Origin of the sequence: Pseudoalteromonas sp. TAE79 (assembly GCF_000498015.1) — a bacterium.
In the GTDB taxonomy this organism is placed as follows: Bacteria; Pseudomonadota; Gammaproteobacteria; order Enterobacterales; family Alteromonadaceae; genus Pseudoalteromonas.
This window is the reverse complement of the sequence record NZ_AUTL01000103.1, coordinates 1-13,824: the sequence shown is the minus strand read 5'-3', so window position 1 is coordinate 13,824 and position 13,824 is coordinate 1. Positions and strand designations below refer to the sequence as shown.

The 13,824-nt window shown below is 39.8% G+C and carries 9 protein-coding genes and 1 pseudogene; 3 read left to right on the top strand and 7 right to left on the bottom strand.

Features of this window, described 5'->3' with window-relative positions:
- Positions 1-20: 20 nt before the first annotated feature.
- Both L655_RS0105620 and ggt read right to left on the bottom strand, forming a co-directional pair.
- Positions 21-1,715, bottom strand: coding sequence for an NAD-dependent malic enzyme (locus L655_RS0105620; RefSeq protein ID WP_024604382.1), 1,695 nt, complete (start codon positions 1,713-1,715; stop codon positions 21-23).
- Positions 1,716-1,857: 142 nt separating this feature from the next.
- Complete coding sequence (gene ggt, locus L655_RS0105615) at positions 1,858-3,636, bottom strand: gamma-glutamyltransferase (protein WP_024604381.1); 1,779 nt, start codon at positions 3,634-3,636, stop codon at positions 1,858-1,860.
- Between the two features lie 97 nt (positions 3,637-3,733).
- Here ggt and rrtA point away from each other — a divergent pair, with 97 nt between their 5' ends.
- Positions 3,734-4,318, top strand: a complete 585-nt coding sequence (rrtA, locus tag L655_RS0105610) for a rhombosortase (RefSeq protein WP_024604380.1) — start codon at positions 3,734-3,736, stop codon at positions 4,316-4,318.
- Between the two features lie 81 nt (positions 4,319-4,399).
- Here the strand turns inward: rrtA and L655_RS0105605 are convergent, their stop codons facing one another.
- From L655_RS0105605 to L655_RS0105585, 5 genes are all read right to left on the bottom strand, one after another.
- Positions 4,400-6,904: a prolyl oligopeptidase family serine peptidase gene (locus tag L655_RS0105605; RefSeq protein WP_024604379.1), complete on the bottom strand. Its 2,505-nt coding sequence runs from the start codon at positions 6,902-6,904 to the stop codon at positions 4,400-4,402.
- Between the two features lie 132 nt (positions 6,905-7,036).
- Positions 7,037-8,200 (bottom strand): endonuclease/exonuclease/phosphatase family protein, encoded by a 1,164-nt coding sequence (locus L655_RS0105600; RefSeq protein ID WP_024604378.1) that lies wholly within the window; start codon positions 8,198-8,200, stop codon positions 7,037-7,039.
- 112 nt (positions 8,201-8,312) lie between these two features.
- Positions 8,313-9,464, bottom strand: a complete 1,152-nt coding sequence (locus tag L655_RS0105595; RefSeq protein ID WP_024604377.1) for a 5-(carboxyamino)imidazole ribonucleotide synthase — start codon at positions 9,462-9,464, stop codon at positions 8,313-8,315.
- A 2-nt stretch (positions 9,465-9,466) separates the two neighbouring features.
- On the bottom strand, positions 9,467-9,949 hold the full coding sequence (gene purE, locus L655_RS0105590) for a 5-(carboxyamino)imidazole ribonucleotide mutase (protein WP_002962540.1): 483 nt from the start codon (positions 9,947-9,949) through the stop codon (positions 9,467-9,469).
- Positions 9,950-10,100: 151 nt separating this feature from the next.
- Entirely contained in the window at positions 10,101-11,690 is a 1,590-nt protein-coding gene (locus L655_RS0105585; RefSeq protein ID WP_076915297.1) for an ABC-F family ATPase, read from the bottom strand.
- A gap of 637 nt (positions 11,691-12,327) precedes the next feature.
- Between L655_RS0105585 and L655_RS0105580 the strand changes: the two are divergent.
- A pseudogene (locus tag L655_RS0105580) lies at positions 12,328-12,486 on the top strand (porin); the annotation flags it as partial.
- Positions 12,487-12,582: 96 nt separating this feature from the next.
- Positions 12,583-13,800, top strand: a complete 1,218-nt coding sequence (locus L655_RS0105575; RefSeq protein ID WP_125825536.1) for an IS4 family transposase — start codon at positions 12,583-12,585, stop codon at positions 13,798-13,800.
- The last annotated feature ends 24 nt before the right edge of the window (positions 13,801-13,824 follow it).

Genomic DNA, 13,824 nt, shown 5'->3' with positions numbered 1-13,824 from the left:
TTAATTACTTATAAACCTAATTAAACACTACAACGTTTATAGTTACGGTATTTTGGTAACCAGTAATTTTTGTCGATTGCTGCCCATAATGCATCATCCGTAATCTCAAGAGCAACGCCCTCTTCGATTGCTTTTTTAGCGATGGCAAATGCAATACGTTTACTTAGCGTTTCAATTTCAGTCAAGGCTGGTAATAAACTACCTTTACCTGTGTTTGCACGCGGCGACGACTCTGCAAGCATTTCGCTAGATACACTTAACATTGCATCTGTAATGCGTGTCGCTTTAGCGGCAATAACACCTAAACCAATACCCGGGAAAATATAACTGTTGTTACATTGTGGGATTGGGAACATCTCGCCATTGTACTCAACAGGATCAAATGGGCTACCTGTGGCAACAAGTGCTTTACCGTCAGTCCACTTAATCACATCAGCAGGATGCGCTTCTACTTGCTTAGATGGATTACTTAATGGGAAAATAATTGGCTGTTCACAACCGGCATGCATAGCGCGTATTACTTGTTCTGTAAATAAGCCAGGTTGACCAGAAACACCAATCAAAATGTCAGGCTCAGCACAGTGCATAACATCAAGCAGTGATGCGTACTCGCCGCTGTATGTCCAATCACTTAACGAGCCTGTAGGTTGTGCAAGTGCTTGTTGGAAATCGCGTAAGCCTTCCATACCCTCACTAAGCAAACCAAAACGGTCAACCATAAATACTTGGCTACGCGCTTGTGCTTCTGAAATACCTTCAAAAACCATTTGGCTAATAATTTGCTCAGCAATACCACAACCAGCAGAGCCTGCACCCACAAAAACTACTTTTTGCTGGCTTAGGGTTGAATTTTTAACACGACACGCAGCAAGTAAAGAACCGACCGTTACAGCCGCAGTACCTTGAATGTCATCGTTAAAGCTACAAATTTCATTGCGGTAGCGCTTAAGTAATGGCATTGCATTTGGCTGTGCAAAATCTTCAAACTGAAGTAATACATTTGGCCAGCGACGTTTAACCGCTTTAATGAATAAATCTAAAAACTCATCATATTCGTCTTGAGCAATTCGCTTATGGCGTGCGCCCATGTACATAGGATCGTTTAAAAGCTTTTCGTTATTAGTACCCACATCAAGCATTACAGGCAATGTGTATGCTGGGCTTATACCACCACACGCTGTGTAAAGTGACAATTTACCAATTGGAATACCCATGCCACCAATACCCTGATCGCCAAGGCCTAAAATACGCTCGCCATCGGTTACAACAATAACTTTTACTTTACCTTTGGTAGCGTTGCGTAAAATGTCGTCAATTTGGTAGCGATCTTCATACGAAATAAATAAACCACGTGCGCTGCGATAAATGTCAGAGAATTTTTCACAAGCATCGCCCACTGTCGGTGTGTAAATGATTGGCATCATTTCTTCAAGGTGGTCACGCACTAAACGGTAGTAAAGTGTTTCGTTGTTATCTTGAATCGCACGTAAGTAAATATGCTTATTAAGGTTGTCGGTAAAGCTAGAATACTGCTGATAACAACGCTCAACTTGCTCTTCTATTGTTTCAAAGCGAGGAGGAAGTAAACCAGCAAGATTGAAATTTTCGCGTTCTTTTTTACTAAAGGCGCTGCCTTTATTTAATAGCGGTGTTTCAATTAGGCCAGGGCCAGAATGATGAATATATAAGTAGTTAGGATCAGTATTAGTTGTCATATTTCCAGGCTTTAACGGAGTCTTAAGTTATGATCTGTCATTATCAGTGTTAGAGGTTTAATTGCAACGACAATTAAGCTAGTCAGACCATTGAGAGAAAATACATGCAGGCTTCACTGCCCGCATGTATATTATACATAATTTAAAATTGTATAGTGGCGTTATTATCAGTTAAATCAGATAACGCAACACCTTCACGGCGCGGATCAGCGCCACCATATAAGGTATTATTTTTAACTTCAACTGCGTGTAAGCCTGAGTTTAAATCAATAATACGTACATTGTGGCCGCGTTTAGTAAGCGCAGGCGCAATGGCTTCAATGGTTGTGCCTTTTTCAAGGCTGGTGTAATCGTTACGATTTGTTGTACGCGGTAAGTTAATGGCGTCTTGCGCTGATAAATTCCAGTCAATAACACCCACAACAACTTGTGCAACGTAATCGATGATACGGCTACCACCAGGTGAGCCTACGATTAAGCGTAAGCTACCATCTTTATTAAATACCATTACCGGTGACATAGAGCTACGCGGGCGTTTACCAGCCTCTACACGGTTTGCTACAAGCTTGCCGTTTTTACGTGGCGATAACGAAAAGTCAGTTAGTTGGTTATTTAAAATAAAGCCATTAACCATAACCGTAGAGCCAAACGCCATTTCAATTGAACTGGTCATCGAAACTGCATTGCCTTTACTATCTACAATAGATACATGTGAGGTAGAAGGTAACTCGTATGAATCATCCATTGCATAACTTAAGTACCCTACAGGATTACCTGCTACGGCTTTTTGGTCTGTTTCGGTAATTAATTTAGCGCGTGAGGCAATATAATCTTTGTTTAAGAGCTCTTGTGTAGGTACTTGAGTAAAATCGGGATCGCCCATGTACATATCGCGATCGGCAAATGCAATACGCGAAGCTTGGCTAAAGTAATGAATCGCCTTTTCGCCATTTGGCTTAAGTGCGCTCATATCTTTATGTTCAAGCAAGCCAAGCATTTGCAGTACTGCTACGCCGCCACTACTTGGTGGTGCCATAGAACACACGTTATAAGCACGGTATTGAATACATACCGCATCGCGCTCTTTACTTTTATAATCTGCTAAATCTTGTACGCTTAATTTACCAGGGGCAATTTTAGAGTGTTGTACCGCATTAACCATTTGTTTTGCATTTTCGCCTTTGTAAAATGCATCAATGCCCTGCTTTGCAATGTCTTTGTACAAATCAGCAAGTGGTTGATTCTTTTTAACACTACCCACTTCAATTAATTTACCATTTGGGTAAAAGTATTCGTTAATAATTGGCATGCTCAACACGCCAGGGTTTAACTGTCGGGCTAATAAGCCATGTAAACGCGGCGAAACTACAAATCCTTGTTCTGCAAGTTCAATAGCCGGTTTAAAAAGCGCTTCCCACGGTAATGTACCGTATTGTTTATGTGCGCTTGCAAAGGCATGTAAAATACCGGGTACACCAACAGAGCGTCCACCTACTACGGCTTCAATCCATTTAACGGCTTTACCGTGTTTATCTAAAAACAGCGTTTCGTCTGCATTTGCAGGTGCAGTTTCGCGGCCATCAAAACTAGTCAATTTATTGTTAGCTTTGTTGTAATACATCATAAATGTACCACCGCCAATACCTGAGGATTGCGGTTCAACTAAAGTAAGCACTAGTTGAGTAGCAATCGCAGCATCTACGGCACTGCCGCCTTGGGCTAAAATTTGTTGACCGGCTTTTGAGGCATATGGATTTGCCGCAGCTACCATGTATTTATCACCTTGCACTACTTTTTTATGGATTAATCCGGTAGCAGCTTCAGGTTCGCGAGTTTCAATTTGAGTTGTTTGCTGTGCAAATGAAGGCAGTGATACTGCGCACAGCCCAATGGCAAATAATGAGTTAAGTTTAAAATGCATAAAAATACTAAAAACACTTAATTACGTAGTTGTATTTGGCATCTTAAAGTTAAACGGGCACAATATGCAAAAATTTTGACTAAAAAAATATAATAAAATGCTTAATTTACCTATTCAACCTCGTTATATATTATCGCCTATTATTTTGCTGCTTTTTAGTACCATTTTTGCTGCATTTGATTTAAATAGTTTACTTGAATTTAACCGAAGCCTAATTGATGATGGCGAACTGTGGCGAATTTTTTCTAGCCAATTTGTTCATGCTAATTGGGCTCATTTGGGATTAAATGCCAGTGGTGTTTTACTAATATGGTTACTACATGGCGAATACACATCCCCTACTCGCTACGCTTTTAATGCAATTTCGCTAGCACTGTGGTGTGGACTCGGTGTTTATTGGTTTTGCCCAAACATACATATTTACACCGGATTAAGTGCTCTACTGCATGGTGTAATTATTTGGGGCGCAGTTAAAGATATAACCGTAGGGCTTAAGTCGGGTTATTTATTATTTATAGGCGTATGGATTAAAATAGCGTTTGAGCAATTTAGCGGCCCTAATGCTGATATAGGAAAGCTTATTAACTCCACTGTGGCTATTGATGCACATTTAATTGGTGTAATTGGCGGGACTCTGCTTGCCATACCACTGGTTATAGAGCTCTTTAAAAAGAAAAAATAAAGTTAGATTTTGTTCAACCCAATAAAAACGCCGCATTAGTTAACTAAACCAATGCGGCGTTTTTGTTTTTATAATTAAAGCTTAAAGCGTTTCTTTAAATAATTTATGAATACGGCGGTATTCGTCTAACCAGCTTGAAGGCTGTACAAAGCCATGCGGTTCAACAGGGAATATAGCTGTTTCAAAGTTTTGTTTTTCAAGCTCTATTAAGCGCTGTACTAAACGCACTGAGTCTTGAAAAAACACGTTATCGTCAACCATTGGGGCATTAATTAATAAACGTTTGTTTAAGCCCTCAGCGTAATAAATTGGTGAGCTGCGCTCATACGCAATCGGGTCAACATCAGGATGGTTTAATATATTAGCTGTATAACCTGTATTGTAATGTGCCCAATCGGTAACAGGTCTAAGTGCCGCACCCGATTGAAACAACTCAGGCGCGGTAAACAATGCCATAAAGGTCATAAAGCCGCCGTAAGAGCCACCATAAGTGCCGACTGCTTTGGTATCAACGTTGGCATTTTGCGCCATCCATTTAACGCCATCGGCTAAATCTTGTGTTTCAGGCGTTCCCATTTGACGATAAATTGCAGTGCGCCAATCACGCCCGTAACCTTTAGATGCGCGGTAATCCATATCCATTACTATGTAACCTTCATCAGCGAGCAATGAATGAAACATAAATTCACGAAAATAAACCGAAAATCCCATATGTGAGTTTTGTAAGTAACCCGCGCCGTGGTTAAAAATAACTGCTTTGCGATTTTTACCTACTTCACCTTCAACGTAATCAGCTGGGTAGTACACTTTTGCGTATATTGGTTGTTCGGTATGGCTCGATGGCACAGCAACAATTTTAGGTGCAGTTAGCTTTTTAGCTAAAAACTCATCCGACACTGTATGAGTTAATCGCGTTGCTTTTGTATTGGCTTGTGCGTCAGCTACATAAAGCTCATTAGGCATCGTAATTGTAGAGTGCTTAAGGAGTAACTTAGTTCCATCTGGGCTCAACGTGTAATCGGTCATGCCGTTTAAGTCAGTAACTTGCTCACTCTTACCAGTTTGCGGGTTAACGCGGTAAATTTCGTACAGACCTGGGTGTTCAACATTCGCTTTATAATAAATTGCGCTGTCGTCACTTGTAAGCGTTAAGTTAGAAACCTCAAATTGGCCTTGTGTTAGCGCGGTTGCACTACCATTAACTGGTTTTTTATAAAGCTGGCTGTAACCCGACTCTTCCGATAGGTAATAAAGCGTGTTCGAGTTATGTAACCACCCAAAGTCGTTAAACGCATAAGCAATCCATGCGTCGTCATGCAGGCGATGTTGCGACACAAGTTTGTTGTTTTTAAAATCTACAGTAGCAAGCCAACGGTCTTTGTTGTCCCATGCTTCGAGCATGATAGCCACTTGCGAGCCGTCATCGTTCCATACTATTGGGCTTTGCTCAAAACCCCAGTCCATAATAAGGTTAATACCACGAGGTGCCTTTTTGGACTTATATGTTTTACCATCACGTGCATAATTTTCTTTTTTAACTGCGGCTAAAACATCTTCGTCAAAGCCCGGTAAGGTATTAAAGCTAAGTGATGTTTGCTCTTTGTTAGTTAAATTGATGTAGACAAGCTTTGAGGTTTCTTGTTTAGCATCTGCAACACGGCGGCGTGCTTTTTTAGGCTCAATGGTTGCATCATTAGTGATATAATTTGGCATAATATCGCCATCACCACGCCAATCAGTTTGCTTTTGTACAACGACTAATAACGCATCACCATTTGGCGAAAGCTGCGCTTCTGCAACGGTATTTCCTTCGCCTAAGTAATAAGCCGTATTAGCAATTGAATCGTTTTGTTCATTAATTTGCTCACTGCGAGCTTGCTTATCTTTTTTATTTTTTTGTTGAAGCGCCACAAATTTAATCAATTTATGCTGCTCTTTAGCAATATACGTGCTTGGCTCTTCAATACCTTTTGGCTCATCAGCAAGTTTTAAGTTAGCAAGCTCGCTCGTTAAGCCTGTTTTTAAATCAACTTTAAAAAATACATTGCCTTGGCGGTAAACTAAATCGCCATTATTTAAAAATTGTGGCTTTGACTCGCCCGCTGATGTAGCTGTAATTTGTTTAAGTTCGCCGGTTTTTAGGTTTTTAACAAATACATTGCCTTTAAATGTGTAGGCCGCCATTGTTTTATTTTTAGAATAAACGGCTTTATTTGAACCCACAGTATGAAGTTTATTAAGAGCTACTTGCTCTGCTGTTTGGCTAGTAACCGATTGGCTAAATAAATCGCGTAGTGTATTGCCCTGCTCTTTTTGAGCATAAATAATAGTAGCCGAATCGCTCGCCCAGTAAGCACCCTCTGGCTGATTACCCATCCAATCCGGATCGGCCATTGCTTGTTCTAGCGTTATTTTTTGTGAGCCGATATCTGCTGGCGTGTTTACAACCGCAGCAATTTTAGTTGCTGGTAATGCACTTTGCTGTGTTGAAGAGGTGTTAGCGGTAGCGCTACAACCTGCAAGCATGACACTTGAGGCAACAGCTAAGGCCACTAACGTTTTAGATGAAGAAAAATTAAAAATCATAGTGCTTCTATACGGTTATTATAATTAAGCCGTATTTAAGCAGAAGCACTTAAGTTATTGCAATTTTTTTAGATAAATAGCCATTAAACAGGGTAAAGCTCAGTTTACTAGCGCTTCTCTTGTTAACAGGCGTTATTCAATTACCAAATCAAGCCACACCAGTCGGTGATCGCTCGATGCGTTTCTATCTTTAATTAAGCGATACTCACTACTCGTTTTAGTAGGCCAAAACACCCCACCGTCCTTAATTTTTAAGCCATAGTTTGACGGTAAAACGTAATCAACACGGGCTTGCCAATTAGCACTGTAATTTTGTGCATAAGGCACATCATACTGCTCTTTAGCACCTTCACTTTTTGGAACAAAGTGAGCATTTATTAATGGGTTTTTAAGTAATTGGTCGGTGGTATTTGTACGGGCTTTGTCCCCCTCAGGGGCTGCATTTAAATCGCCTAAAATAACAAAACGAGAGTGAACTTTTAAACCGCCCTTTTCGCCTTTATCGTCATAAATATACTTAGCATTTGAAACGTAATCGGCAATTAATCTTACTTCATCGTGGTTACGCTTGCCGTTTCTATCCTCTTCACCGTCAAATACAGGCGGTGTTGGGTGAGATGCAATAACATGAATTGTTTTATCATTAATGCTGATAGGTAAATCCCAAAACGATTTAGAACTGAGTCTAAGTGCTTGCCATTCTTGTGCGTTATACCAGTTTTCACCTGTTTTAGGCATCACAGGCATTTGTGCATTTGGCATGTCTTTATATTTAAAGGTTTGAAGGGTTCTTACTTTATCAAAATTAATTGGGTATTTTGACAAAATAGCCATACCATAATGCCCTTCAAAAAAGCCAAAGCCTTGTGCATCGCCCATCACGCCATTTTTATTGCCATCGTTATCTAAATCAAACTCGGTAGCTAGGCCTGTATTTACTGGTGCAATATAAGAGTAAGGGTAGTTAATAGCGGCTTGTTTTTGCTGACCTACATTTAAATAATGCTGATTAAAGTATTCAATGCCTTGCTCTTTTGGGATGTAATCAAATTCGTTAAGTAAAATAATATCAGGGCGAACACGCTGAATAATTTCCGCTATGTTCTTAATTTGCTGGTGGTTAGCTTTAAGTGCATTAACTAAAGCATCACTTTTAACTTGCTCACCTTTAGGCGTGTGATTAGTTGCATCCATACTTACATTAAAAGTTGCAACACGAAGAGATTCCGATGCAAATGTATTTAAGCTAAATAATGCAGTAATGGCTAGCACGCCAGATATTGTTTTTAGTTTCATTGTTTTACTTCACAAATTTAAAATTAGACTTTAACAGTATTACATATTCAAAGCCCATTTTTATGACAAAAAAATACCGGCTTAAGCCGGTATTTATATAAAGGTATGATAACTATTCACTGAGCACTAAATTGGCAGCTGCTTTTAAAATACCAGGATAATCTTGTTCTGGTAGGTACTCTGTAAGTTCACCAAGTTTGTCTGCAAGCTCACTCATATTAACAGCTGATACATTAATATGGCCCATTTTACGACCTGGTTTTGCAGTTTTACCGTACCAATGGCTCGTTACATCAACCGTTTTTAATACTTCACTTGGAATACTTGGTTGGCCTAATACGTTTATCATCGCGGTAATGTGTTTAAGCTCTGTATTACCAAGCGGTAAGCCTGCAACAGCACGCATGTGGTTTTCAAACTGCGAGCAATGGCAACCTTGTTGCGTCCAGTGGCCAGAGTTATGTACGCGCGGTGCAATTTCGTTAACGAGTAACGTGCCATGTACATCAAAAAACTCAATTGCTAATACGCCAACGTAGTTAAGCTCGTTTGCTATTTTTGTAAATGCATCGTTTGCTTGAGCTTCAACACTTTGATTATTTTTACCGGCAATAGAAAGCGTTAATACACCATTTGTGTGCTCGTTTTCTGTTAGCGGATAAATAGCAACATTACCGTGTTTGTCGCGCGCACCAATAATAGATACTTCACGATCAAACGGGATCATTTTTTCAGCAATAATCGTATGTGGCGCAAGCTCGGTGCCCGATGCAATAAAATCAGCCATTTGTGACCAAATCTCGTCTATTTGATCATCCGATTTTAAACGCCATTGGCCTTTTCCGTCGTAACCCGCTTGGCATGTTTTAATTACAAGTGGTTTACCTAGAGTTTTAACGGCAAGTTCTAAATGCGCTTTTTCAGTAATTAATTGGTACGGCGCACAAGTTACGTTTGTTTTATCAAGCAATGCCTTTTCAAGCGAGCGATCGCCACCGGTTTTAATAGCGGCTTTACCTGGGTAAAACTTATTACTGTTACAGCAAAGGGTTAAAACATCATCAGGAATGTGCTCAAACTCGGCAGTAATGGCATCAGCGTTTGATATTGCTTGCTCAAGCGACGTGTTATAAACCTCACCGGTTAGCGGGTGCATAATTTGTTTACTGCCTACATCGTATGCAACAACGTTTAAATTAAGCGGCGCTCCTGCAAGGCTCATCATACGTGCAAGTTGCCCTGCACCTAATATTAAAATATTCATTATTACTCTGCAGGGTTTGGATTAGCTAATATAGTGTCGGTTTGAGCTTTACGAAACGCTTCAATTTTTGCAAAAATTTCTGGATTTTGACATCCTAAAATTTGTGCAGCTAATAAACCCGCGTTTGCTGCGCCCGGCTCACCAATTGCAAGCGTACCTACTGCAACGCCTTTAGGCATTTGGCAAATAGATAAAAGTGAATCAACACCATTTAATGCTTTTGATTTTACAGGTACGCCAAGTACAGGAAGCGACGTAAAAGCAGCCGCCATACCAGGTAAATGCGCTGCGCCGCCAGCACCAGCAATAATAACTTTAATACCACGTTCTGCGGCTGAACTTGCGTAATCAGCAAGTAATTGAGGAGTGCGGTGTGCAGACACGACTTTGGTTTCGTACTTAATGCCAAAATGCTCTAGCATAAGTGCTGCATGTTCCATGGTTGGCCAATCTGATTTTGAACCCATAATAATGCCAACAGTCATAAATACTCCTCAGTAATGTATTTTAAAAATAGCGGACTTATGTCCGGTTTTAGGCGGGTATTATACCCAAACCAAGTTTAATTGCGACTCACAAAAACAAAAAAAGCCATGTTTAAACATGGCTTTTTAGAGTTAACGGGTAAATAGCTAATTAAGCTTCTTTACTCGCTAAGTATTCGGCGTAGTTGCCTCTAAAGTCGATAACTTTACCGTCTTTAATTTCCCAAATACGGGTTGCAACCGATGATACAAACTGACGGTCGTGGGAAACAAACATCAATGTACCCTCGTAAGCTTCAAGGGCTAAGTTAAGCGCTTCAATTGATTCCATATCCATGTGGTTAGTTGGCTCATCCATTAACAATATGTTTGGCTTATGCATCATAATTTTACCAAACAACATGCGGCCTTGCTCACCACCTGAAATTACTTTAACTGATTTTTTAATATCGTTTTGAGAGAATAACATACGGCCTAAGAAGCTACGAACCACTTGCTCGTCGTCGCCTTCTTGTTGCCATTGCTCCATCCACTGAAACAAGTTCATGTCGGTGGCAAACTCATCAGCGTGATCTTGCGCGTAGTAACCAATATTCGCGTTTTCTGAGAACTTAAACTCACCAGCTTTAGGTGCTAGGCGCCCTGCTAATGTATTAAGTAATGTTGTTTTACCAACACCATTTTCACCAATAATAGCAATACGTTCGCCAACTTCTACTAAACCTTCAAGTCCAGAAAACAACGTATTGTCGTCAAAACCTTGTGTTAAGTTTGTCATTTCAAGTGCGTTTCTGAATAACTGCTTTTCTTGATCAAAACGGATAAACGGCGTTTGGCGTGAAGATGCTTTAACTTCGTCTAATTGGATTTTGTCGATACGTTTAGCACGCGATGTTGCTTGCTTAGCTTTAGATGCATTAGCAGAGAAACGAGATACAAACTGTTGAAGTTCAGCAATTTGGTTTTTCTTTTTCGCGTTTTCGTTAAGTAATTGCTCACGTGCTTGCGTTGCTGCAAACATGTATTCGTCATAATTACCTGGGTAAATACAAAGCTCGCCGTAGTCAATGTCGGCCATGTGTGTACACACAGAGTTTAAAAAGTGACGGTCATGCGAGATGATTATCATGGTACAGTCGCGCTGATTTAACACGTCTTCTAACCACTTGATGGTGTAAATATCCAAGTTATTAGTAGGCTCATCAAGTAGCATAATGTCTGGGTCTGAAAATAATACCTGTGCAAGTAGCACGCGCAGCTTAAAACCCGGTGCAATTTCTGACATTGGGCCAAAGTGTTGGTCAGTGCCAATACCTACACCTAATAAAAGCTCACCTGCTTTAGATTCTGCAGAGTAACCATCCATTTCAGCAAATTCAGTTTCAAGATCGGCTACTTTCATACCGTCTTCTTCACTCATTTCAGGTAAAGAGTAAATACGGTCTCGTTCTTGTTTAATTTCCCACAACTCTTTGTGGCCCATAATCACGGTATCGATTACTGAGTATTCTTCGTAGGCAAACTGATCTTGGTTAAGTTTAGCAACGCGTTCGTTAGGATCAGTACTTACATTACCTGCAGACGCTTCGAGCTCACCACTTAAAATTTTCATAAATGTTGATTTACCACAACCATTTGCACCGATTAAACCGTAACGGTTACCATCGCCAAATTTTGCTGAGATATTTTCAAATAATGGTTTAGCACCAAATTGCATGGTGACATTAGCTGTACTAATAATAGCGCTACCCTCCAAAGGAGTAATGATGTATTTAAATTGCGCGCAGTTTAAACCAAAATGGCCTGTTTTTCTATGAAAGTTTAAAAGCAAACTACTGCGTTTTAGCCATTTATTATGGCTATGTAGTTAGTAGTAAAAATAACGGATTAGATTTAATGGTTTCGTTAATTTTTATTCAACTTATTCTAATTAAAATCCATAAAGTATGTTTTACAAACAGGCATAAGAGATTAGAAATTACGATACAAATTAGAGTAAAAACACTTTTAACGTGTTTGTGTGTTTACTTAACTCATTTTTGTTCACCCTATAATAATAAAAAGTTATAATTATGAAAATAAAGTACTTTTAGAGCTTTTGCACTAGTTACTACTTTTTAACCAAGATGAAATTAATTCAAATTACAATTTTTACACATCGCTAATTCCTCATCCTATTTACCTATCAAACCATTAAAAACATAAACTTTTGCAACACCTGAAAAACAAAATTAACCTTTAGTGAATATCCGTTAAGTTTAACAGTTAATTTTATTGAGTATTTTTCACTTTTGAGCCGTTTATTGCTTTGTTAGTCTTCGAATCTGAATTTTTACCTACGTAAAAAATTGACCAATTTACACAGGGCAACACACAAGATGAGCAAAAAATTAGCGACGCTTTTTAGCGCAAGTATTGTATTCGCACCCGCTGTTTCGGCAGTAGAATTATACAAAGATGACAAAAATACTGTTGAAGTTGGTGGATATCTTGATGTGCGTGTTATTAATACACAAAACGAAACCGAAGTTGTTAACCTAAAGTATCCCCAGAATTAGCCTTTACATATCAATGAACTAACAGTATTAAAAAATGTGGGTAGTGAGGGAACATTCATGGTGTTTTGTGATCTTATGAATCGCTTAAAAACAACAGAACTAAACACCATGAATGCGTCTACTATTTTGCACAATATGCTCCGCGCTGTCACCCCTAACTCTATTCATAAAGCCAGATTTAATACTCTAGTCGCTGCCGTTAAATCTCTTTTGCACTGTCAGCAATGCACCTTGACGTCTATCGGCCGCAATTTGGATTCAAAAACAACTGAAAAACATGATATTAAACGTATTGACCGACTACTCAGTAACAATGAGCTTTTGCGTGAATCGATATCGGTTTATGTTCGCTTAACCCGTTTTGTGGTCACTGAAAAGCATCCCGTCATTTTGGTCGATTGGAGCCATGCTGATACACAAACCAAATACTGTATTCTGCGTGCCAGCATTGTCAGTGAAGGTCGCTCTTTAACCCTGTATCAGGAAAGTGCATTCAGCTTTCAATATCATTGCCCAAAAGTGCAAAAACGGTTTTTAAAGATGCTCAAACTGATCTTGCCGAGTGATTGCCGCCCCGTGATTGTGACGGATGCGGGCTTTAAAGTCCCCTGGCTCAAAGCCGTGCGGAACAATGGCTGGCATTATATTAGTCGGGTTCGTGGTACGGCACATTTGAAAACGCAGGACAGCGATGAGTTTATTCCATGCCAGTCACTATTCAAGAACAATCAGCGTAAGAGCCAGTATCTTGGCGCGACCGAGCTGACCAAAAGTGCAAAATATCAAACTCATGCAGTGTTGGTTGGCAAGGGACATAAGTTATTAAAAAGAGATAAAAAACGCGGTTATAAGGAGCCTTGGCTACTCGTTTCTTCTCTTCCAAAAAGACACCACTTTCTCGAAAAGGTGCTCAAGCTATATGGAATGAGAATGCAGATAGAGGCAGGGTTTCGAGACCAAAAAAGTGTTAGGTTCGGCTTAGGCTCAGATCTGCACAGAACGAACAAACTCTATCGATTAGACATACTTTTACTGCTCGCAACATTGGCTCATTGGTTCTCAATGATGCTGGGTGCTGTGATAGACAAAGCAGGAAAGACAGGGGCTTTTCAAGCTAACTCAAGCAAAAACAGGCGAGTAGTGTCATGGGCATTTGTTGGGTTGCGATACTTCAAAAAACAGTCCATTAAGCTGCGGCGGCGAGATTACTTGGAAGGGCTAGCCTATTTCGTACAGGTGGTAGTGCAACTCGATTGGAAAAATATGGATGTGAGTGATGTGATTGAAATTTAATAATTATTTTTGGGGATCCCTTAG